This window comes from Streptomyces sp. NPDC058877, assembly GCF_042742855.1.
Taxonomy (GTDB): Bacteria; Actinomycetota; Actinomycetes; order Streptomycetales; family Streptomycetaceae; genus Streptomyces.
Window position 1 is genome coordinate 1 of sequence record NZ_JBHYMF010000112.1, and the last position, 22382, is coordinate 22382.

General features: G+C 71.5%; 20 protein-coding genes. 9 read left to right on the plus strand and 11 right to left on the minus strand.

The window, feature by feature from the left end:
- Positions 1-9 precede the first annotated feature (9 nt).
- On the minus strand, positions 10-1389 hold the full coding sequence (locus ACFW2Y_RS23640) for a glycine--tRNA ligase (protein WP_384882646.1): 1380 nt from the start codon (positions 1387-1389) through the stop codon (positions 10-12).
- A gap of 209 nt (positions 1390-1598) precedes the next feature.
- Here ACFW2Y_RS23640 and ACFW2Y_RS23645 point away from each other — a divergent pair, with 209 nt between their 5' ends.
- From ACFW2Y_RS23645 to ACFW2Y_RS23660, 4 genes are all read left to right on the plus strand, one after another.
- Complete coding sequence (locus ACFW2Y_RS23645; protein ID WP_384882649.1) at positions 1599-2564, plus strand: metal ABC transporter substrate-binding protein; 966 nt, start codon at positions 1599-1601, stop codon at positions 2562-2564.
- A gap of 26 nt (positions 2565-2590) precedes the next feature.
- A complete protein-coding gene (locus ACFW2Y_RS23650; RefSeq protein ID WP_384882652.1) occupies positions 2591-3358 on the plus strand; it encodes a metal ABC transporter ATP-binding protein in 768 nt (255 codons plus the stop codon).
- Between the two features lie 2 nt (positions 3359-3360).
- Entirely contained in the window at positions 3361-4254 is an 894-nt protein-coding gene (locus ACFW2Y_RS23655; RefSeq protein ID WP_384882654.1) for a metal ABC transporter permease, read from the plus strand.
- 61 nt (positions 4255-4315) lie between these two features.
- Positions 4316-4726 carry a Fur family transcriptional regulator gene (locus tag ACFW2Y_RS23660; RefSeq protein ID WP_384882657.1) on the plus strand — a complete coding sequence of 137 codons (411 nt, stop codon included), beginning with the start codon at positions 4316-4318 and terminating at the stop codon, positions 4724-4726.
- A gap of 139 nt (positions 4727-4865) precedes the next feature.
- On the opposite strand, the gene ACFW2Y_RS23665 is transcribed toward ACFW2Y_RS23660, so the two are convergent.
- Genes ACFW2Y_RS23665 through ACFW2Y_RS23675 form a run of 3 tightly spaced genes read right to left on the minus strand, consistent with a single transcriptional unit; the run spans position 4866 to position 6719 of the window.
- Positions 4866-5690 (minus strand): isoprenyl transferase, encoded by an 825-nt coding sequence (locus ACFW2Y_RS23665; RefSeq protein ID WP_384882660.1) that lies wholly within the window; start codon positions 5688-5690, stop codon positions 4866-4868.
- Positions 5691-5702: 12 nt separating this feature from the next.
- Positions 5703-6452, minus strand: coding sequence for a DNA repair protein RecO (gene recO, locus ACFW2Y_RS23670; protein WP_384882662.1), 750 nt, complete (start codon positions 6450-6452; stop codon positions 5703-5705).
- 51 nt (positions 6453-6503) lie between these two features.
- Positions 6504-6719 carry a hypothetical protein gene (locus ACFW2Y_RS23675; protein ID WP_384882665.1) on the minus strand — a complete coding sequence of 72 codons (216 nt, stop codon included), beginning with the start codon at positions 6717-6719 and terminating at the stop codon, positions 6504-6506.
- Positions 6720-7547: 828 nt separating this feature from the next.
- On the opposite strand from ACFW2Y_RS23675, the gene ACFW2Y_RS23680 reads away from it, so the two are divergent.
- From ACFW2Y_RS23680 to ACFW2Y_RS23690, 3 genes are all read left to right on the plus strand, one after another.
- Positions 7548-8918, plus strand: a complete 1371-nt coding sequence (locus ACFW2Y_RS23680) for an FAD-dependent oxidoreductase (RefSeq protein ID WP_384882667.1) — start codon at positions 7548-7550, stop codon at positions 8916-8918.
- Between the two features lie 129 nt (positions 8919-9047).
- Positions 9048-10742, plus strand: coding sequence for a LuxR C-terminal-related transcriptional regulator (locus ACFW2Y_RS23685; RefSeq protein WP_384882669.1), 1695 nt, complete (start codon positions 9048-9050; stop codon positions 10740-10742).
- 213 nt (positions 10743-10955) lie between these two features.
- Positions 10956-12326, plus strand: coding sequence for an FAD-binding oxidoreductase (locus tag ACFW2Y_RS23690; RefSeq protein WP_384882672.1), 1371 nt, complete (start codon positions 10956-10958; stop codon positions 12324-12326).
- A 28-nt stretch (positions 12327-12354) separates the two neighbouring features.
- On the opposite strand, the gene ACFW2Y_RS23695 is transcribed toward ACFW2Y_RS23690, so the two are convergent.
- The 3 genes from ACFW2Y_RS23695 to leuA form a co-directional block, all read right to left on the minus strand.
- Positions 12355-13047 (minus strand): TerB family tellurite resistance protein, encoded by a 693-nt coding sequence (locus ACFW2Y_RS23695; RefSeq protein WP_384882674.1) that lies wholly within the window; start codon positions 13045-13047, stop codon positions 12355-12357.
- Positions 13048-13178: 131 nt separating this feature from the next.
- Positions 13179-14504, minus strand: a complete 1326-nt coding sequence (locus tag ACFW2Y_RS23700) for a choice-of-anchor A family protein (protein ID WP_384882677.1) — start codon at positions 14502-14504, stop codon at positions 13179-13181.
- Positions 14505-14739: 235 nt separating this feature from the next.
- Entirely contained in the window at positions 14740-16503 is a 1764-nt protein-coding gene (gene leuA / locus ACFW2Y_RS23705) for a 2-isopropylmalate synthase (RefSeq protein ID WP_384882680.1), read from the minus strand.
- A gap of 321 nt (positions 16504-16824) precedes the next feature.
- Here leuA and ACFW2Y_RS23710 point away from each other — a divergent pair, with 321 nt between their 5' ends.
- Positions 16825-17877, plus strand: a complete 1053-nt coding sequence (locus tag ACFW2Y_RS23710) for a M4 family metallopeptidase (RefSeq protein ID WP_384882682.1) — start codon at positions 16825-16827, stop codon at positions 17875-17877.
- Between the two features lie 20 nt (positions 17878-17897).
- Positions 17898-18161, plus strand: coding sequence for a protealysin inhibitor emfourin (locus ACFW2Y_RS23715; RefSeq protein WP_384882685.1), 264 nt, complete (start codon positions 17898-17900; stop codon positions 18159-18161).
- A 30-nt stretch (positions 18162-18191) separates the two neighbouring features.
- Here ACFW2Y_RS23715 and era read toward each other — a convergent pair whose 3' ends face one another.
- The 4 genes from era to ACFW2Y_RS23735 form a co-directional block, all read right to left on the minus strand.
- Positions 18192-19142: a GTPase Era gene (gene era / locus ACFW2Y_RS23720; protein WP_384882687.1), complete on the minus strand. Its 951-nt coding sequence runs from the start codon at positions 19140-19142 to the stop codon at positions 18192-18194.
- Positions 19143-19163: 21 nt separating this feature from the next.
- The gene (locus ACFW2Y_RS23725; RefSeq protein WP_384882690.1) at positions 19164-20120 is read right to left on the minus strand and encodes a WxL protein peptidoglycan domain-containing protein; all 957 of its coding nucleotides are present in this window, start codon (positions 20118-20120) and stop codon (positions 19164-19166) included.
- Between the two features lie 65 nt (positions 20121-20185).
- Complete coding sequence (locus ACFW2Y_RS23730) at positions 20186-21517, minus strand: beta-xylosidase (protein WP_384882693.1); 1332 nt, start codon at positions 21515-21517, stop codon at positions 20186-20188.
- Between the two features lie 195 nt (positions 21518-21712).
- Entirely contained in the window at positions 21713-22192 is a 480-nt protein-coding gene (locus tag ACFW2Y_RS23735; protein WP_384882696.1) for a hypothetical protein, read from the minus strand.
- Positions 22193-22382: the final 190 nt, after the last annotated feature.

The following is a 22382-nucleotide window of genomic DNA, read 5'->3' on the forward strand; positions in this document are numbered from 1 at the left end:
CGACCGGGTTCAGCAGCCGAGCAGACGGCTGCCCAGGTAGCCCTGGATCTGGTCGAGGGAGACGCGCTCCTGCTTCATGCTGTCGCGCTCGCGCACGGTCACCGCGTTGTCGTCGAGGGTGTCGAAGTCGACGGTGATGCAGAACGGGGTGCCGATCTCGTCCTGGCGGCGGTAGCGGCGGCCGATGGCGCCGGCGTCGTCGAACTCGATGTTCCAGTTCTGCCGCAGGTCCGCGGCCAGCCCCTTGGCCTTCGGGGAGAGCTGCGGGTTGCGCGAGAGCGGCAGGACGGCGGCCTTGACCGGGGCCAGGCGGTGGTCGAGGCGCAGCACCGTGCGCTTCTCCATGACGCCCTTGGCGTTGGGGGCCTCGTCCTCGGTGTACGCGTCGAGCAGGAAGGCCAGCATCGTGCGGCCGACACCGGCGGCGGGCTCGATGACGTACGGCGTGTAGCGCTCGTTGGACTCCTGGTCCAGGTAAGTGAGGTTGGCGCCGGAGGCCTTGGAGTGGGCGCTCAGGTCGTAGTCGGTGCGGTTGGCGACGCCCTCCAGCTCGCCCCACTCGCTGCCGCCGAAGGAGAAGCGGTACTCGATGTCAGCGGTGCGCTTCGAGTAGTGGGAGAGCTTCTCCTGCGGGTGCTCGAACCAGCGCATGTTCTCCTCGCGGAGACCCAGACCGGTGTACCAGTTCCAGCGCTGCTGCATCCAGTACTCCTGCCACTCCTCGTCCTCACCCGGCTTGACGAAGAACTCCATCTCCATCTGCTCGAACTCGCGGGTGCGGAAGATGAAGTTGCCCGGAGTGATCTCGTTCCGGAAGGACTTGCCCATCTGCGCGATGCCGAACGGGGGCTTCTTGCGCGAGGTCGTCTGCACCTGGGCGAAGTTGGTGAAGATGCCCTGGGCGGTCTCCGGGCGCAGGTAGGCGACGGAGCCGGTGTCCTGGGTCGGGCCGAGGTGCGTGGAGAGCAGACCGGAGAACTGCTTGGGCTCGGTGAAGGTGCCCTTGTTGCCGCAGTGGGGGCAGTTGAGGTCGGTGAGGCTCTCGGGGAGACGACCGTGCTTCTCCTCGTACGCCTCCTCCAGGTGGTCGGCACGGAAGCGCTTGTGGCAGGAGGTGCACTCGGTCAGCGGGTCGGTGAAGGTGGCGACGTGACCGGAGGCCTCCCAGACCTCGGTGGCCAGGATGACCGACGAGTCGATGCCGACGACGTCCTCGCGCGCGGTGACCATGTAACGCCACCACTGGCGCTTGATGTTCTCCTTGAGTTCGACACCCAGCGGTCCGTAGTCCCAGGCGGCACGCTGGCCGCCGTAGATCTCGCTGCAGGGGTAGACGAAGCCACGGCGCTTGCTCAGGCTGACGATGGTGTCGATCTTGTCGGCGGCCACGGTGCTCTCTTCATTACGAGGACGAAGTGCGAATGCCTCAGGTTACCGGCGCCCGCACCCCCCGTTTCAAATCGGTCCGGTACTCGGGGTCCACGAGGGGTCCGCGGGGGACCTCCGGGGGGGCGCGAGGCCGGGGAGAGGAAGGGCGTGGGAGGGACCACAGGAAAGGCAATTGACAACCGTTTCCAGTTTTGTTGAAAATGACTGTCATGAACGTACGTCGCCTCATACCCCGCACCGCCCTCGCCGGAGCCGTCGCACTCGGCCTCGTCTCCCTCACCGCCTGCGCCGGCACCTCGGACGCCGCGAACAAGGGGAACGGCGGCAAGCTGGACGTGGTGGCGTCGTTCTACCCCATGCAGTACCTGGCCGAGCAGATAGGCGGCGGCCACGTCGCCGTCACCACGCTCACCAAGCCCGGCGTCGAACCCCACGACCTGGAGCTCAAACCGAAGCAGATCGGCGAGCTCGGCGAGGCCGACGTCATCCTCTACCTCAAGGGCATCCAGCCCGCCGTCGACGACGCCATCGCCCAGGCCGGCGTCACGCACACCGTCGACGCGACCACCCTCACGGAGCTCGAAGAGCACGGCACCGGGGTCGGCCACGACCACGAGGGCGAGGAAGCGGGCCACGACCACGCCTCCGAAGCCGGCGCCGACCCGCACGTCTGGCTCGACCCCGTGAAGTACGCCGAGGTCGCGAAGGGCGTCGGCAGCACCCTGGAGAAGGCCGACCCGGACCACGCCGCCGACTACCGGAAGAACACCGACGCCCTGCTGAAGAAGCTCGACGCACTGAACACCGAGTTCGAAACGGGCCTCAGGTCCACCGCCACCAGGACCTTCATCACCACCCACTCCGCCTTCGGCTACCTCGCCGAGCGGTACGACCTGGAGCAGGAGGGCATCACCGGAGTCGACCCCGAGTCCGAGCCGAGCCCCGCCCGCATCAAGGAACTCCAGGACATCGCCGAGAAGGACAAGGTCTCCACCGTCTTCTTCGAGACCCTGGCGAGCGACAAGACCGCGAAGACCCTCGCCGGCGACACCGGCCTCAGGACCGATGTGCTCGACCCGCTGGAGGGCATCACGGACAAGTCCAAGGGCGACGACTACATCGAGGTCATGCAGTCCAACCTCGCCGCGCTGAAGAAGGCCCTCGGCGCCAAGTGACCACAGCACACCAGGAGGTACGAGCCATGGCGTCTCCGGATCCCGTCCTTTCCGTCCGCGGAGCCACCGCGGCCCTCGGCGCACGGCCCGTCCTCCGCGGCGTCGACCTCACCGTCCACCGCGGCGAGGTCGTCGCCCTGCTCGGGGCCAACGGCTCCGGCAAGTCCACCGCCGTCCGCGCCGTGATCGGCCAGGTGCCGCTGACCGGCGGCACCATCGAGTTGTTCGGCACCGCACGGAAGCGGTTCCGCGACTGGGCCCGGATCGGCTACGTGCCGCAGCGCACCACCGCCGCGGCCGGCGTCCCCGCCACCATCCGCGAGGTCGTCTCCTCGGGCCGGCTCTCCCGCCGCGCGTTCGGCTGGGCGACGAAGGCGGACCGGGCGGCCGTCGACCGGGCGATCGAGCTCGTCGGCCTCGCCGACCGCGCCAAGGACTCCGTCTCCGCGCTCTCCGGCGGTCAGCACCAGCGGGTCCTGATCGCCCGCGCCCTCGCCTCGGAGCCCGAACTCCTCATCATGGACGAGCCTATGGCCGGCGTGGACCTCGCGAGCCAGGAGATCCTCGCCTCGACCCTGCGCGAACAGGTCGCCGGCGGCACGTCGGTGCTCCTCGTCCTGCACGAACTGGGCCCCCTGGAGCCGCTGATCGACCGCGCGGTCGTCCTCCGTGACGGCTGTGTCGTCCACGACGGCCCGCCGCCCGAGGCCCTCGGCCAGCACGCCCTGCCGGGCCACGACCACGTACATCCGCACGCGGCCGGCGAGCCGCTCCGCACGGGACTGCTGACCTGACCATGGACTTCCTCGAACCCGCCTTCATGCAGAGGTCGCTCCTCGCGGCCGTCCTCGTCGGCATCACCGCGCCCGCCGTCGGCATCTACCTCGTCCAACGCCGCCAGGCCCTGATGGGCGACGGCATCGGCCACGTCGCCATGACCGGTGTCGGGCTCGGCTTCCTGTTGAACTCCAGCCCGGTCTGGATGGCGACGCTCGTCGCCGTCGCGGGCTCGATCGCGATGGAACTGATCCGGGCGTACGGGAAGACCCGCGGCGACCTCGCGCTCGCGCTGCTCTTCTACGGCGGCATGGCCGGCGGCGTCATGCTGACCAGCCTCTCGACGACCGGCTCCAACGCCAACCTCACGACGTACCTCTTCGGCTCGCTCTCCACCGTCTCACCGGAGGACGTCACCGCGATCAGCATCCTCGCGGCCTTCGTCATCCTGATCACGGTCGGGCTGCGCAAGCAGCTCTTCGCGGTCAGCCAGGACGAGGAGTTCGCCCGGGTCACCGGTCTGCCGGTGCGCGCCATGAACCTGCTGGTCGCGGTCACCGCCGCGGTGACCGTCACGGTCGCCATGCGGGTCGTCGGCCTGCTGCTGGTCAGCGCCCTCATGGTGGTGCCGGTGGCAGCCGCCCAGCAGCTGTCGAAGTCCTTCCGGGCGACCTTCGTGCTCGCGGTGGCGACCGGCATCACCGTCACCCTGGCGGGCACGGTCACCTCCTACTACCAGGACGTGCCGCCCGGCGCGACCATCGTCCTGTACGCGATCGGAATCTTCATCGCGCTGACCTTCCTCGCCGCGCCGCTCGCCCGGCGGAGGGCCCGACTCGCCGAGGCGGGCACCCAGGACTGCGACGCACGGGTCCCGGGCACCCGGCGCCCGACGGACGACGTGAAGGTCTGACCCGCGGGACACGGGGGGCTGGCAGAATGGCGGGGGCAGACAAGCATCCAAGGAGGCCCCCGTGGTGACGGCAGGACCCCCCGTACGCGGCCGCTCGACCAAGCAGCGGGCCGCCGTGTCGGCGGCACTGAACGAGGTGGACGAGTTCCGCAGCGCCCAGGAACTGCACGACATGCTCAAGCACCGCGGTGACTCCGTCGGCCTCACCACCGTCTACCGCACACTGCAGTCCCTCGCGGACGCCGGCGAGGTGGACGCGCTGCGCACCAGCGACGGCGAGACCGTGTACCGCCGCTGCTCGACCGGCGACCACCACCACCACCTGGTCTGCCGCGTCTGCGGCAAGGCCGTGGAGGTGGAGGGCCCGATGGTGGAGCAGTGGGCCGAGGCGATCGCCTCGGAGCACGGCTTCGTGAACGTGGCGCACACCGTGGAGATCTTCGGCACCTGCGCGGACTGTTCCGAGAAGTGACCTGACATACCCGGGGGCCCGTACCGATGCTCTTTCGGTACGGGCCCCTTCGGGTGTCCGCCCGGCCCCGGGGCCGGGCGGCGTCGCGCGCCGGGAGGGTGCGGAGCCGGCCGGAGCCGGCCGGGTCACCCCGCGCCCGTCAGGCCTTGTCGAGGACGGCCAGGTCGGCCGGGTCGACGCCGCCGAAACGCCGGTCGCGCTGGGCGAACTCGATGCAGGCCCGCCACAGGTCGCGGCGGTCGAAGTCGGGCCAGAGCACGTCCTGGAACACCATCTCGGCGTACGCGCTCTGCCAGATCAGATAGTTCGAGGTGCGCTGCTCACCGCTGGGCCGCAGGAAGAGGTCCACGTCCGGCATGTCCGGGTAGTACAGGTACTTCTGGATCGTCTTCTCAGTGATCTTCGCCGGGTCCAGCTTGCCCGCCCGCACGTCCTCCGCGAGCGCCTGGGCCGCGTCCGCGAGCTCCGCCCGACCGCCGTAGTTCATGCAGAAGTACAGCGTCAGCTTGGTGTTGTCCTTGGTCTGCTCCTGCGCGACCTGGAGCTCCTTGGCCACCGACTTCCACAGCTTGGGCATCCGACCCACCCAGCGCACGCGGATGCCGAGCTCGTCGAGCTGGTCGCGGGTCTTGCGGATGAAGTCCCGGTTGAAGTTCATCAGGAAGCGCACTTCTTCGGGGGAGCGCTTCCAGTTCTCGGTGGAGAAGGCGTACAGCGAGATCGCCCCCACGCCCATCTCGATCGCGCCCTGGAGCACGTCCAGCACCTGCTCGGCGCCGACCTTGTGCCCCTCGGTGCGCGGGAGTCCGCGCTCCTTCGCCCAGCGGCCGTTGCCGTCCATGACGATCGCGACGTGCTCCGGCACCAGCTCCGGCTGGAGCTTCGGCGGACGGGCACCGGAAGGGTGCGGCTCGGGGGTCCTGTACTCCCGACGCTGGCGCCCGAGGAGTCGTGCGATGGCCATGGATGGTCTCTCCTAGCTCTTCTCTACGTAACGCAGGGAGCGCAGGCCGCGCTCCAGGTGCCAGTGCAGATAGGCGGACACCAGTCCGCTGCCCTCCCTGACGTGACGCGGCTCGCACCCGTCCGCCGTCGCCCAGTCGCCGGTGAGCAGCGCGCTGAGCAGGCCGATGGCCTCCGCAGAGGGTACGACGCTTCCGGGCACCCGGCAGTCGCCGCATATGACTCCGCCCGCCGCGACCGAAAAGAATCGGTTCGGCCCCGGGAGCCCACACTTGGCACAGTCCTCGAAGCTGGGCGCATATCCGTTGACGGCGAGGGAGCGGAGCAGGAAGGCGTCCAGGATGAGGTGGGGCGCGTGCTCGCCCCGGGCGAGCGTCCGCAGGCCGCCGACGAGCAGCAGGTACTGCTGCACGGCGGGCTCGCCCTCGTGGTCGGTGAACCGCTCCGCCGTCTCCAGCATGGCCGTGCCGGCCGTGTACCGGGCGTAGTCGGTGACGATCCCGCCGCCGTACGCGGCGATGGTCTCGCTCTGCGTGCAGAGCGGCAGGCCGCGTCCGACCAGCTCGCTCCCCCGGGCGAAGAACTGCACGTCCACGTGCGAGAAGGGTTCGAGCCGGGCCCCGAACTTCGACTTGGTCCGGCGCACTCCGCGTGCGACGGCGCGTACGCGGCCGTGGCCGCGGGTGAGGATCGTGATGATGCGGTCCGCTTCACCCAGCTTCTGGGTGCGCAGCACGATGCCGTCGTCGCGGAACAGACTCATGGGCCCATTCTCGCGTACGCCGGGAACGGTCCGGCCCCGGGTCGTACCGGATCAGGGCACCTCGCCCCGGCTCCGGGCGTTGGCGTGGGCCGTGGCCGCGCTCAGCCGCTCCGCCGCGGTGGCTTCCCGCACCCCCTCCGGCTCCACGTCCCATTCGCGCCCGCCACCCAGCGGTCGGATCTGGACATAGGGGCCTTCTCGCCCCATGAGCGTCCCGACCCGTCCGGTGCGGATCTCGACGACGTACGACCCGATGGGCAGCGTCATGGGCGACTCTCCTCCCTCGGCAGTGCGGCGGCGGCGAGGAGCCGGGCCGTTCCCACCGTGCAGCATCCCGTTCCCACGGGCGACCGCGGGGCCTTGCGGCGAGCGCGACGGCGTCGTGCCGGGGGAAGGGACACGCCCCCTCCCCCACCGGTTCCCCGGGCGATTCCGTCACTGCTTCTCGTGCGGTTCCGGGTGCCCCCGTGGTCGTCTTCCTGGTGTCTTCCTTCACCAACGTATGCCTTTCTGAATCCATTTCCCGCTTCGCCTCTCCAGGACGACTACGGATCCGTAGAATCGCCCGCTGCCCGACCGGGCAACTGCGTTGTGGAACTGCAGAGTTGATCCATGACCAGAAAGGGGGGCGAGGCGCCCCGCAGTTCTTCGAGGAGTCCGGAAGGCTCACGGGGAGGGCAGGGTCCGCCCGGGGCGAACGCACGGACGGGCGTTCCCATCCAAAATCCCACCGGCCCGTTCGAGCGGATCATTCGAATGCGACGGCGCCGCGCGGCGGACGAATGGACGCGCTCCCGCGATCCGGCGATTCTTTCCGACAGCCGCACCCCCGGAAAGGCCTCCGCGCACGAGCCCTTTCCGCGCGCCGACCGAGCGGCACGGAGAGCGGCGTCGGGCCGGACGCGCGCCCCCTTCGGACCCGCCCGCTCCGCGGACCGGATCCACCCCCACGCGCCTAGGCGAACTTATGGAAGTCATAAGCTCGCCTTATGAGGCCATAGACCGGGGGTGGGTACCTTCCTGTGCGAGCGATTATTTAGGGTGGCCTAAGTGTCGGCGGCTCCGCCGCCACCTCGCTTGCGAAGGGAACCAGTCATGCCCCGCCCCCTCCGGGTCGCGATCGTCGGCGCCGGCCCCGCCGGAATCTACGCCGCCGATGCGCTGCTGAAGTCCGAGGCCGCCGCCGAGCCGGGCGTGTCCATCGACCTCTTCGAGCGGATGCCCGCCCCCTTCGGCCTCATCCGCTACGGCGTCGCCCCCGACCACCCCCGCATCAAGGGCATCATCACCGCCCTCCACCAGGTCCTCGACAAGCCGCAGGTCCGCCTCTTCGGCAACGTCGACTACGGCACCGACGTCCACCTCGACGACCTCCGCGCCTTCTACGACGCCGTGGTCTTCTCCACCGGCGCCATGGCCGACCGCGAGCTGCGGATCCCCGGTGTCGAGCTGGACGGCTCGCTCGGCGCCGCCGACTTCGCCTCCTGGTACGACGGGCATCCGGACGTTCCGCGCACCTGGGACCTGTCCGCCGAGAAGGTCGCCGTCCTCGGCGTCGGCAACGTGGCCCTCGACATCGCGCGGATCCTCGCCAAGACGGCGGACGAACTGCTGCCGACCGAGATCCCCGCGAACGTCTACGACGGCCTCAAGGCCAACAAGGCCGTCGAGATCCACGTCTTCGGCCGCCGTGGCCCCGCGCAGGCCAAGTTCAGCCCCATGGAGCTGCGCGAACTGGACCACTCGCCGAACATCGAGGTCATCGTCAACCCCGAGGACATCGACTACGACGAGGGTTCGATCGCCGAGCGCCGCAAGAACAAGCAGACCGACATGGTCGCCAAGACGCTGGAGAACTGGGCGATCCGCGACGTCGGCGACCGCCCGCACAAGCTCTTCCTGCACTTCTTCGAGTCCCCCGTCGAGATCCTCGGCGAGGACGGCAAGGTCATCGGCCTGCGCACCGAACGCACCGAGCTCGACGGCACGGGCAACGTCAAGGGCACCGGCCAGACCACCGACTGGGACGTCCAGGCCGTGTACCGCGCCGTCGGCTACCTCTCCGACGAACTGCCCAAGCTCCCCTGGGACGCCGTCTCCGGAACCGTCCCGGACCAGGGCGGTCGCGTGATCGAGGAGACCGGCGAGCACCTGGCCTCCACCTACTGCACCGGCTGGATCCGACGCGGCCCCGTCGGCCTCATCGGCCACACCAAGGGCGACGCCAACGAGACCGTGGCGAACCTCCTGGAGGACTTCGCGCGCGGGCGGCTGCTCACGCCGAGCACCCCGGAGGAGGACGCGGTCGTGGCCTTCCTGGAGGGCAAGGGCATCACGTACACGACCTGGGAGGGCTGGTACGCCCTGGACGCCGCGGAGAAGGCCCTCGGCGAGCCGCAGGGCCGCGAGCGCGTGAAGATCGTCGAGCGCGAGGACATGCTGCGCGCGAGCGGCGCCCTCGACTAGGACGCGCAGCGGAGGTCCCGTCCTGCCCGCGGCGTCCCCCGCCCCTGACGGAGCGCGCCCCGTGTCCCTCCGCGAGGCCCTCCCCCCGGCCCGGTCCTACCCTGGAAGGATCGGGAAGGGGTGAGGGTCATGTCCGCACCCACGGTCGACCGGCTCACCCGGGCGCGGGACGCAGCGGCCCGGGAGTCCTGGGTCGAGGCGTACGGGCTGCTGCACGCCCACGACGAGCACCCGTCGCGCGCCCTGACCGCCGACGACCTGGCGGCCCTGGCCGACGCGGCCTGGTGGTCGGGCCGGGTGGACGAGTCCGTCGCCGCCCGTCTGCGGGCGCACGCGGCGTACGCGGCGGTCGGTGACCACCGGGGCGCCGGGCTGGCCTCCTGGTGGCTGTCGTACGAGTACGAGGGCCTCGGCCGCCCCGCGGCGGCGGCCGGGTGGCTGCACCGGGCCCACCACCACCTGGACGAGCTGCCGCCCTGCCCCGAGCAGTGCTTCCTCGCCTGGAGCGATGCGGAGACGGCGTCGGCCCGCGGCGACGGCCCGGCCGCCCTCGCCGCCGTCCACCGGATGACCCGGCTCGCCCACCGCTCGGGCAGCGCGGACCTCCTCGCCCTGAGCCGTCAGGCCGAGGCGTCGGTCCTCTTCGCGGGCGGCCGTCGCGCCGAGGCCCTGGGCCTGCTCGACGACGCGATGTGTGCGGTCACGGCCGGCGAGCTGACCGGCGTCTTCACGGGCTGGCTGTACTGTCTGGCCCTCACCCAGTGCATGGCCGCGGCGGACTTCCGACGTGCGGTGGAGTGGACGGACGCGGCCATGGAGTGGTGCGCCCCGCCCTGGACGGGCCGGCCGCCGGCCGAGCCGACGGGAACCGTCCCCTCGGGGGAGAACCCCTTCCGGGGGGTGTGCCGGGCGCACCGGGTCGAGGTGCTCGACCTGCTCGGGGCCTGGGCGCTCGCGGAGGCGGAGGCACGGCAGGCGTGCCGGGAGGTGCCGGTGGACTGCCTGGAGTCGGCGGCCTCCGCGTACTACGCCGCCGGAAACATCCAGCGGCGCCAGGGCCGTCCGGCGGACGCCGCCGCCTCGTACGCGCACGCCCATGAACTGGGCCGGATCCCGCAGCCCGGACTCGCCCTGCTGAGGCTCGCACAGGGCCGCGCCGACGCGGCGGTGGCCGGTGTGGACCTGGCGCTCGCCTGCCAGAGCGACGCCCGTCACGACCTCCTGAGCCGGGCCAGGCTGCTCGCCGCGCGGACCGAGGTGGCCCTCGCGGTCCGTGACGTGCCCGGGGCCGCGGGCTCGGCTGCGGAGCTGGAAGTGCTGGCCGGGGACGTACCGCTGCTGCGGGCGATGGCCGACACGGCGCGGGGCGCGGTGGCCCTGGCGGAGTCCCGGCCGGAGCCGGCACTTCGGCTGCTGCGCCGGGCCCTCACCGGTTGGCTGGAGCTGCGCGTGCCGTACGAGGCGGCACAGGTGCGGATGCTCCTCGCGGCGGCCGACCGGACGGTGGGCGACGAGGAGGCGGCCCGCCTGGAGCTGGGTGCCGCACGGGCGGTGTTCGAGCGGCTCGGGGCGGTGCCGGACGCCCGACGGGCGGCGGCACTGCTCGGCGGCGGGGCGCGGCGGCGGCTCCCGGGCGGACTGACGGCCCGGGAGGCGGAGGTGCTGCGGCTCGTCGCCACGGGCGGGACGAACCGGGACATCGCACGGGCCCTGGTGATCAGCGAGCACACGGTCGCCCGGCACCTGAACAACATCTTCGCGAAGCTGGAGGTGGGCTCGCGGGCCGCGGCCACGGCGTACGCGTACGACCACGGCCTGGTGTGACCCGGGCCGGCACCGGCCCGGCCCCCCGCCGGAGGGCACCACCGGCACGGGTGGCGCGCCCTGGGCCCGGTCACGGTCCGGAACGGGCCGCCGCGCTCCGTGACCGTCCGCTGCCGTGGGCTCCGCATGGGCCGAACCGCCCATCCCGTCCCGCACCCGCCATGGGCGGTTCGGGCGATGCGGCCCCGGCGGCGGCCCGGGTACACCGGAGGCATGACCACGACGACCCACTCCCTGGACACGCTCCGCGGTGCCGTGCGCGGTGCCGTCGTGACCCGTGACGATGCGTCGTACGACGTTTCCCGTCGGGTCTACAACGCCCTGCACGACCGCCGCCCGGCCGTCGTCGTCCACGCCGTGGACGCCGGCGACGTGATCGCGGCGGTGCTCCACGCCCGGGAGCACGCGCTCCCGCTGGCCGTGCGCGGCGGCTCCCACTCGGTCGCCGGTTTCGGCACCGTCGACGACGGGCTGGTCGTCGACCTGTCCCGGATGCGCGGCGTCCGGGTCGACCCCGAAGCCCGTACCGCACGGGCCGAGGGCGGCGCCACCTGGGGCGACTTCAACCACGCCACCCACGCCTTCGGGCTCGCCACCACCGGCGGGGTGGTGTCCACGACCGGCATCGGCGGACTGACGCTCGGCGGCGGCATGGGGCACCTCGCCCGCCGTTACGGGCTGAGCTGTGACAACCTGCTCGCGGCGGACGTGGTGACCGCCGAGGGCGAGCTCCTCTCCTGCGACCCGGAGCGGAACCCCGACCTGTTCTGGGCGCTGCGGGGCGGCGGCGGCAACTTCGGGGTGGTCACCTCGCTCGCGTACCGACTGCACCCCGTCGACGTGGTGCTCGGCGGGATCACCTGCTACCCGCTCGACGGGGACGTGGCCCGCGCCTGGCGGGGGATGAACGCGGACGCCCCGGTCGAGCTGAACTCGATCCTCGTGTTCGCGCTCGGTCCCGAGGAGCCGTTCCTGCCGGAGCGCTGGCACGGGCGCCCGATCTGTGCCGCCTTCACCTGCTTCAGCGGTGCGCCGGAGGAGGACGAGGCGGTGCTCGCCCGGCTGGACGGCCTCGGCCCGGTCATCGGCCGGTTCATGGACCGGCTGCCGTACCCGGTGATCAACACCCTCTTCGACGAGCAGCTCCCGCCGGGGCTGTACCACTACTGGAAGGGCAACTTCAGCCGTGAGCTCTCGGACGGTGCGATCGCCGTGCACGTGGAGTACGGCGAGACCATGCCGTCGCTGGAGTCGGACACCGCGATCTTCCCGATCGACGGGGCGTGCCACGAGGTGGGCCCGGAGGAGACCGCGTTCGCGTACCGGGACGCCTCCTTCTCGCACTCCTTCGGCGGCACCTGGACCGATCCGGCGGACACCGAACGGAACGTCGCCTGGACCCGGGCCTACGACCAGGCGCTCCGCCCGCACACCCAGGAGGGCGGCTACGTCAACTTCATGGACGCCGATGACCAGGACCGGGTGCGGGTCAACTACCGGCAGAACTACGACCGGCTGCGCGAGGTGAAGCGCCGCTACGACCCGGACAACGTGTTCCGGCTGAACCAGAACATCGCGCCGTAGGAGCCCCGGCCCGCCTACGGGGGACCGGCTACGGCACCGTACGGGCCGAGGCGAGGAGGCGGACGGTGTCGTCGGGGGCGAGCGACAGCGCGTTCCCGACGGTCCCGAGGACCTCCGTCTCGGACGGGGTGTACGGGCCGTCCGCGAGGGCGATCCGGGCGGCCTGCAGCAGGACCGACTCCCGACCGGCGGGGGCCAGGTGCGGGGTGAGCGGCTCCAGGGCCTCGTGGAGTTCGATCGCGAGGAGCGCGCCCTCGGGGTTCACTTCGGGCATGAAGCGCCCGGTGTCCGCCTCCAGGGCTTCCACGAGGTCGACGAGCTGGACGGCCGTGCACTCGGCGAAGCCGGCGGACCGGACCGCGGTGACGGCCCGGTCCAGGACCTCGCGGGAATCGGTGCCGCCGGCCGCGAGCACCGCCAGGGCGACGGTGTGCACGGCGTCCCGCAGCATCGCGGAGAAGCGGCTCGTCGTCGGGTGGTCGAGCACCTCCGTGCCGAAGTGCGTGTGGCAGGCCGTGCACTCGACGACGGGGCCGGTGACGCCCCGGGGCAGGACGGGCACGCCGAGCACGGCGAACCTTCGGCGGCCGGTGCGCTGCCGGTAGTTGCGGTCGCCTCCGCACTCCTCGCAGAAGAACTCGCCGTCTCCGACGGTGTTCCAGGAGGTGCGGATTCCGCAGACGGTCAGCTTCCCACCGCGTGGATTCCGGGCAGACCGCATACGCACCTCCTCAACGGCCCGGCTGCACTGCCGGCGTGGGCGTGATGTTAGCCACATCCGTGATGTGGCGTCAGCACCCCGGCGACAGATCCCTGTGGAGATGGCCGAGACGCGTCACTGCCCCGAGGGCCTCAGGAGGCGCGACGGCGACGCTTCGCGAAGGCCAGCAGGCCCCCGCCGGCGGCGACGGCGGCCACCGCGGCCCCGATCGCGCCGGGACCGATGGCCGAACCGGTCGTCGCGAGATCACCCTCCGGAGTGGCGGACGGTGCCGGGGCGGGGGCGGTGGTGGCCCCTCCCGGAGTGGTGGGTGCCGCCGGGGTGGACGGGGACGCCGAAACCGAGGGGGTGCCCGGCGTCTCGCCGTCCCGGCTCGGGGTGGGCTCGGGGGTCGCCGGCGGGGTCGGGGCGGGGGTGTCGGTCGGCTTCGGCTTCTCCGGGGTGGGAACCGGCCCCGGGGTGGTGCCCTTCGGGAGACAGCCGGTGAAGTTCATCTGGTGGGTCTCGGCACCCGGGACGGTCTTCAGGGACGCGGCGACCACGGAGCCGTTGACGTGTCCGGGGCCGTAGCCCTTGCCTCCCATCGAGACGTCGGCGTTCGGCGCGAGGATGGTGCCGGGCCAGGAGGTGTAGTTCTTCTTCACCGTCTCGGCCTGCGGGAAGTTCCACAGCAGCTTGGCGCGGATCTGCCGGTACTCGTCGCGCGGCACGGCGTAGTCGTCGATGACGGGGGCGCCGCCGTCCAGGTTCTTGTAGTAGACGCCGTAGGTCGCCGAGGTGCTCATGTCGTACGAGGTGCCGAGCACGTTCACGAGGGTCGAGGAGCCGACCGGGACGTCGAGGGTGATGGAGCGGGCCTTCTCCAGGTCCGCGGCGCTCACGGCGAAGACGTTGAGCTGCTCGTCGGTGCCGGCGAGGAACAGGCCGTCGCCGGCCGCGGAGACCGTGCCGCCGGCCGGGGCGGCGGCCCAGGCGGTGGACAGGGCCCGGAGCTCGGCGAACTCCTTGCCGAAGTCGACGGGGGACGTCGGGGAGGCGCCCTCCCCGACCCTGCCGCCGTCGACGCCGAATCCCTGGCCGGGGGTGGAGCGGTCGACGACCTTGCCGGCGATGCCGGTGCCCTTGTCCAGGACGACCTGGTTCGCGTAGAGCGTGCCGCCGACCACGAGGCTGTGGCCGCCGGGCAGTTTCGCGAGGTCGGCGGCGGTGAGCTTGTGGCCGATGGAGAAGCCGGAGGACTGCTTCGGGTCGCCGAAGGTGGCGTCGCCGCCGACCGCGACGGCGCCCTCGGAGTCCGAGTGGCGGACGGAGTCCTTCTCGATGAACTCGGCGTACAGACCGGCCGTGCCGAGCGGGTGCGTCACGCACTCCGTGGTGGCGGCGGAAGCGGCGGGGGCCCAGCTGAGGGCGGCACCGGTCACCGCGAGGACGGCGGCCACGGCAGCGGACGTGCGCATGCGAAACTCCAGGTCAGGGAGGTACGGGGAGGGCGCGTGGGGGGTGTGTCCGAGTGGACGAGCCGACCTTCCGTCATTCCCCGATGTGGCGTCAACCCACCCGATATGACCCTGATTCCGACACTGTCGGATGATCTTCCTTAAGTGAACCTGAAACCGTGACGCAGCTCACACGCACGACTGCCCCGTCCCCTCCGTGAGGGAGGGTGCGGGGCAGCGGTGCGGCGCCGGTGGGTCAGCGGGCGGAGCGGTTGACCGCCGAGATGACCGCCTTCAGGGAGGCACGGGTCGTGTTGGCGTCGATGCCGATGCCCCACAGGACCCGACCGTCGATGGCGCACTCGATGTACGAGGCGGCCTGCGCGGAGGCGCCCTCGCTCATCGTGTGCTCCTGGTAGTCCAGCAGGCGGGCGTCCACGCCGATGGACTGCAGCGCGGCGAAGAAGGCGGAGATCGGGCCGTTGCCGGAACCCGACAGCACGGCGTCGACGCCGTCCACGACCGCCTCGACGGTCAGCGTGTCGGTGCCGTCGGTGTCCGAGGTGGTCTGGCCGGAGCGCAGCTGGATGCGGCCCCAGGCGTTCTCCGGGTTGGGCAGGTACTCGTCCTGGAAGACGTCCCAGATCGCGGCCGGGGTGACCTCGCCGCCCTCGCTGTCGGTCTTCTGCTGGATGATGCGCGAGAACTCGATCTGCATCCGGCGGGGCAGGTCCAGCTTGTGGTCGTTCTTCAGGACGTACGCGATGCCGCCCTTGCCGGACTGCGAGTTGACCCGGATGACGGCTTCGTAGGAGCGGCCGACGTCCTTCGGGTCGATCGGCAGGTAGGGAACGGCCCACTCGATCTCGTCGACGGTCTTGCCCTGGGCCGCCGCATCGGCCTCCATGGCGTCGAAGCCCTTCTTGATGGCGTCCTGGTGGGAGCCGGAGAAGGCGGTGTAGACCAGGTCGCCCGCATAGGGGTGGCGCGGGTGGACCTCCATCTGGTTGCAGTACTCGGAGGTGCGGCGGATCTCGTCGATCTGCGAGAAGTCGATCTGCGGGTCCACGCCCTGCGAGAACAGGTTCATGCCCAGGGTCACCAGGTCGACGTTGCCGGTCCGCTCGCCCTGCCCGAACAGGCAGCCCTCGATGCGGTCGGCGCCGGCCATGACGGCCAGCTCGGCCGCCGCGACCGCCGTGCCGCGGTCGTTGTGCGGGTGGACGGACAGGCAGACGTGCTCGCGGCGGGTCAGGTTCCGGGACATCCACTCGAACCGGTCCGCGTGCGTGGACGGCGTCGAACGCTCCACGGTGGCCGGCAGGTTCAGGATGATCTCGCGCCCCGGGCCGGGCTGCCAGACGTCGCAGACCGCCTCGCAGACCTCCAGGGCGAAGTCCAGCTCGGTGTCGGTGAAGATCTCGGGGCTGTACTGGTAGCCGAAGGCCGTCTCCGGGCCCAGCAGCTTCTCCGCGTACTCCATCACCAGGCGCGTGCCGTCCACGGCGATCTGCTTGATCTGCTCCTTCGAGCCGCGGAAGACGACCCGGCGGAAGGTGGGCGCGGTGGCGTTGTAGAGGTGCACGGTGGCCCGCTTGGCGCCGACCAGGGATTCCACGGTCCGCTCGATCAGGTCCTCGCGGGCCTGGGTCAGGACGGAGATGGTGACGTCGTCCGGGACGGCGCCCTCTTCGATGATGGAGCGCACGAACGCGAAGTCGGTCTCGCCGGACGAGGGGAAGCCGACTTCGATCTCCTTGTAGCCCATGCGTACGAGCAGGTCGAACATCTCGCGCTTGCGGGCCGGGGACATCGGGTCGATCAGGGCCTGGTTGCCGTCGCGCAGGTCGGTGGACAGCCAGCGCGGCGCCTTGGTGATGCGCTGCTCGGGCCAGGTCCGGTCGGGGATGGCCACGGCCTCGTAGCGACCGTACTTGTGGATCGGCATCCCGGACGGCCGCTGGGTGTGGGTCGCGTTGGTGACGGGCGTCGGCCGGCTGACGAAGGGCGACTGGGACATTGCGTGGGGCTCCTCGGGTCAAGCGGGAGTGGGGTCCCCCCGGCTCGTGGAGCACGGGGGAGGCCGACTGTCGAACGCAACACCGAAACCCGCGGGGAGGGGGTCGGCCTACGACTACAGGCCCTCGCCGCGGCAGCTAAGGAGAAGCAGCCCGAAACGCATGATGTGCGTCACCATAGCCCAGGTCCGTGGAAGACGGACGTCCTGTTCCAGTATGCGGGACGGCCGTCACGTCAAGCGCGAAAGGTGACCCATCACTCCATTTCACCAATCCCCGTCTCACCCCGTGACAGCGGCGTCACGGAGTGCCACATTGCAGGAATGACTCCCCACGCGTCCGTCTTCTGCTCGATCGTGCCGCCCCACCTCCTGGAGCACCTGGCGCACTCCACCGACCCGACCGTCGCCACGGCCGCCCGCCGCACCCTGGTGGCGGACGCCGCGGCCCGCGCGTTCCGGGTGCTGCCGCTGCCCGGGGCCGTGCCGACGCCCGCCCCCGGCGACGCAGCCACCCCGCACCGCAGCATCCACGACTGTCTGCGCGGCACCGCGCTGCCCGGCGAGAAGGTCCGCGGCGAGGGCGCGGAGCCGGTCGCCGACGCCACCGTCAACCGGGCGTACGCCGGCCTCGGGGCCACCTTCGACCTCTTCCTGAACGCCTTCGGGCACGACTCGATCGACGGCGCCGGACTGCCGCTGATCGCCTCCGTCCACTACGGCGAGGACTACGGCAACGCCTTCTGGAACGGCGAGCAGATGGTCTTCGGCGACGGCGACGGCGAGATCTTCCTCGACTTCACGCTGCCCGTGGACGTCATCGGCCACGAGCTGGCCCACGGTTTCACCCAGTACACGGCGGGCCTGGAGTACTTCAGCCAGTCCGGCGCCCTCAACGAGTCGGTCTCCGACGTCTTCGGCTCGCTCGTGAAGCAGTACGCACGCGGCCATTCCGCCGAGCAGGCCGACTGGTTGATCGGCGAGGGCCTCTTCCACCCCAGCGTGGAGGGGAGGGCGCTGCGCTCCATGAGGGCGCCCGGCACCGCGTACGACGACGACGTCCTCGGCAAGGACCCGCAGCCCGCCCACATGGACGACTACGTCCGCACGGGCCGCGACAACGGCGGGGTGCACATCAACTCCGGCATCCCCAACCACGCCTTCTACCTGGCCGCGACCGAGCTCGGCGGCAACGCCTGGGAGCGGGCCGGACAGATCTGGTACGACGTGATGACCGGCGGCTCCCTCACCCCCGAGACCCGCTTCTCCGAGTTCGCCCGGGCCACCGTGGCGGCGGCCCGGGCGCGGTACGGCGACGGGGCGGAGATCCAGGCCGTGCTGAAGGCGTGGGCGGCGGTGGGGGTGCCCATCGACTGACCGACTGGTAGACAAGGCCCATGCGGATTCGAGTGCGGCGCACCGGCGGCTTCGCGGGCATCGAGCGGTCGGCGGAGGTGGACACCGCCGACCGGCCGGACGCCGACGGGTGGCGCGACCTGGCCGGAGCCGTCCTCGCGGACGGCGACGGCGACGGCCGGAGCGTGCCGGACGGCTTCTCGTACGAGATCACCATCGACGGGCGCACGGTCCGCTGCTGCGACCCGCACCTCACGGACGCCCAGCGCGCCCTGATCACCAAGGTGCTCAAGGAAGGCGCCTGAGCCGCTGGGAGCGCGCCCGGGAGTCCCGCTCTAGAAGCCCAGCTTCCGCAGCTGCTTCGGGTCGCGCTGCCAGTCCTTCGCCACCTTCACGTGGAGGTCGAGGAAGACCGGGGTGCCGAGGAGCGCCTCGATGTGCTTGCGGGACTTCATGCCGACCTCCTTGAGGCGGCTCCCCTTGGGGCCGATGATGATGCCCTTCTGGCTGGGCCGTTCGATGTAGACGTTGGCGTGGATGTCGAGCAGCGGCCGGTCCGCCGGGCGGTTCTCCCGCGGGATCATCTCCTCGACGACCACCGCGATGGAGTGCGGCAGCTCGTCCCGTACGCCTTCGAGCGCGGCCTCCCGGATCAGTTCCGCCACCATGACCTGCTCCGGCTCGTCCGTGAGGTCGCCCTCCGGGTAGAGCGGCGGGGACTCCGGGAGGAGCGGGATGAGCAGGTCCGCGACGAGCTGGACCTGCTTGTCGCCCACGGCCGAGACCGGGACGATCTCCGCCCACTCGATGCCCAGCTCCCTGCCGAGCTGGTCGATCGCGATGAGCTGTTCGGCGAGCGCCTTGGAGTCGACCAGGTCGGTCTTGGTGACGATCGCGACCTTCGGGGTCTTCTTGATCTCGGCGAGCTCCTTGGCGATGAACCGGTCGCCGGGGCCGAGCTTCTGGTCGGCGGGCAGGCAGAAGCCGATGACGTCGACCTCGGCCCAGGTGGTGCGCACGACGTCGTTGAGCCGCTCGCCGAGGAGGGTGCGCGGCTTGTGGAGGCCGGGGGTGTCGACCAGGATCAGCTGGGCGTCCGGGCGGTGCACGATGCCGCGGACGGTGTGCCGGGTGGTCTGGGGCCGGTTCGAGGTGATGGCCACCTTCTGTCCGACCAGAGCGTTCGTGAGGGTGGACTTGCCCGCGTTGGGGCGGCCGACGAAGCAGGCGAAGCCGGCCCGGTGGACGGCTTCGGTTTCTTGGTTGCGAGCGCTCATGGGGGCCATTGTCCCCGATGGGAGCCCGCGTCACGCACTCAGTGCCCTGCGTCGGCGCATCCACAGGCCGAGGAAGCCCGTCGCCGCGCCCACCAGGAGGACCGCCGCGGCGAACCAGGGCAGGGCGAGGAAGGAAACGGTGCCGGTCTCCCGCACGCCCTTCGCGGTGGCGGTGAGGGTGACGTCCCCCCGGTCGAACTGCGGGGAGCCGGTCCAGCGCGCGGTGAGCCGGATCTTCTGGCGGGGCAGCAGCTCGGCGGGAACCCCGTCCAGGTCGCGTTCGAGGAGGGTGCGGCCGAAGAGGCCCCGCGCCTTCAGGGCGACCTTGGGGGTGAGCGTGACGTTGCCCCGGTTGTGCAGGGTGTACGAGACGAGGGCGCTGCTCGTGCGGGTGCCGGGGACCAGCGGTCGGTCCTGTTCGAGGGTGACGTCCTCGACGGCCAGGGCGGGGACGGTCGGTCCGTTGACCCGGAGGTAGACCCGGGCGCCGACCGCCCGCTGGACGCCGACGGCGACGGAGCCCCCGCCACCCGGGGCGATCCTCTCGTCGAGGGCGACGAGCGCCCCGGGATGGTCACCGGGGTCGGCGTCGGCGGGCACGGCCAGGGTGTAGGGGACGGTGACGGTGGAGCGGGGCGGGACCGTGATGCGGGTCCGCTCGGGCTTGATCCAGGCGCCGGCCCCGGTCTGTTCCTCCTTCTGGGTGCGGACCGCGAAGCCGCCGTCGCGTTCGGTGTTGTAGGCGTCGGCGCCGTAGAGCCGGAAGGCGAGCGGGGCCGCCGTCTTGTTGGCGACGGTGACGCGGTCGGTGAGCGTGCTGCCGGGGTCGGCCACGAGGTAGAAGTACGGGCGGTCGCCCAACTGGGAGGCGGCCGGGTAAACGGCCCACTCGCCGTTCTCGGCGGCCCGCGCGCTCGACGCGGGGGCGAGGAGCGGGAGGAGCGCGAGGAGGGTGCTCAGGAGGAGGACGTACGGCTTGGTGCGCACGGGTGCGGACTCCCGGGGTGCGGATCGGGCGGGCCGGCCGGGTGCGCGCCCGGCCCGCGGGGCGGTCAGGAGAGGGTCAGCGTGAGCACGCCCTCGTACGAACCGGGCGCGGTGAACGCCGGGACGTCGAGGGAGAGCTGTGCGTCAACGGTGAACTCGCCGCCCGTGAGGGTGCCGTTCGGGGTGGAGGCGAGGGTCGCGCCGCCACTGCCGACCGGTCCTGCCGAGCCGGCCGCGCAGGCGCTGGGGCTGCCCGCCTTGGCCGTGCAGGCGGGGGTCCAGCTCAGCTTCCCCGCGCCGATGGCTCCGCCCGGCCCGGTGAAGTCGGTGACCTTGCCGGTCAGCGACCAGCCGGCGGGGCCGCCGCGGAAGTCCTTGACGGTCACCGTCTGCAGGGCGCCGGTGGCCGCACCGCCCGCACCGAAGTCGACGGAGGACAGTTGGACGGCGTCACCGGCCTGGGCCATGGACAGTTCGCCCGCCATGACGGTCGCGGTGATCTTCTGGCTGTTCGGCGGAGCCGGCACGATGACCTTGTACGCGGCGGGGCCGGCACCCTTGTCGGGGTCCCAGGCCGCCCCCTCGTACGCCACGATCCCGGTGGTCGCCGCGTCGTTGACCTTCAGCCGGGCGGCGAACCCGCCCTCGGCGTCGGTCGTGACGGCCATCCGGTCGGCGGTCTCCGCGGCTCCGGCCCGGCCGACGACGGTGACCTCGGCGAGCGGGGTGAAGCCGGTGCCGGTGACGGTCACCCGGACGCCGGGGTCCCCGGAGGCGTTGTCGAGCTGGATGGCGCGGGTGTTGGGGTTGGTCACGGGGCTCGCGACGACGGTCTCGGAGACCGGGGCGGGCGGGTTGAGCACCGTGCACGGGGTGTCCAGCTCCATGAGGTAGCTGGTGTGGATGTTGTAGTCGCCGGGCGAGAGGGTGATCGATCCGGCCTCGGTGGCCGTGAAGGTGCCCGTCATGGAGAAGGCCGGGAAGGAGCCCTTGCCGGGGACCGGCGGGTTCTTCTTGGGTCCGGTGACGGTGACCTGACCGGTCTGGGCGCCGCCGAGGACCACCGTGCCGGTGGGCGTCATGATGTCGGCCGGGAGTGCGAGGTCGACGGGGTTGGACGCGGCGGGCTTGGTGACCGTGTAGGTGACGGTCACGGTCTCGCCGACCTTGGGGCTCGGCTTGTCGACCGTGATCTCGGCGGTGGTGGTGCCCGTGATGGGCGGGATGCCGGCGATCGGCGGCGGGACGCAGCGGGTCTCGAAGTCCACCTGCTGGGACGTGGTGGCCGCGCCGGCCGGGGCCGCGAGCGCGCCGCCGGCGACCGCGAGGGCGGTGGCGCTGAGGACGGCGGTCCAGCGCCGTCTTCGGACCGCCGCCCGGGATCGGGTGAATGCCATGGGTGTGCCCCTCCTGAGGGATGAGTGGGCGCCATTGACGGTTGCGGGCGGAGAGAAGTCAATGGAATCGAAACACATCGACTGATGACCCATCAGTTAATGTCAAGATCGCGGCACGGACGGCATCGCACCAGCTCACGGCGGAGACCGGTGCCGCCGAGGGCGACACCGGTCGGGGGTGGAACGGGGTCCGGCTCAGCTGAAGACGAACGGCCCGGGCGACTGCGAGGTCACCGCGTCGCAGTTCACCGTGATCCCGAAGATCACCATCTTGAGGGCGACCCCCGCGAAGTAGGAATTGAGACTGTCGCCCGAGGCCACGGTGCCGGCCAGAGGGCCGATGACCACGGACTGACCGGCGGAGAGGGCCGGGTTCTTCTTGCCGGTGAAGGTGCGCGTGCCGCCGCCCGCCTTGGCCATCGTCAGCGTGGCGCCGATCTGGTCGGCGCCGACCGCGATCGGCGTGGTGACGGCCGAGGTGACGGTGATCGTCGCGGCGGTGCCGCTCTGGGTGGCCGTGAGGGTGGCGGTGCCACCGCCCCAGCCGCCGCAGTCGTACGTCGCCGTGGCGGAGCCCGGCGCGACCGCACCGGCCGTCGGGGCGAAGGCGAGTCCGGCGGCGGCGAGCGCTCCGGCGAGGACCGAGACGGCCCCTAAGCTGCTTCTGCTTCTCATGACGGGTTCGAACCCCTTCCGATGATGGACGCAGGGGTGCGGACACTGCGTGGAGGACAACAGATCTGACGGCCCGTCGGGCGGGTCGCCGTCCATTGATGCGCAGCCGGCCGAAGAAGGCAAGAGAAGTCACGGCAGTCGTTCACAAGCACACAAGAGCGGTGGGGCCCGGCAGTGCGCCCGGGCCCAC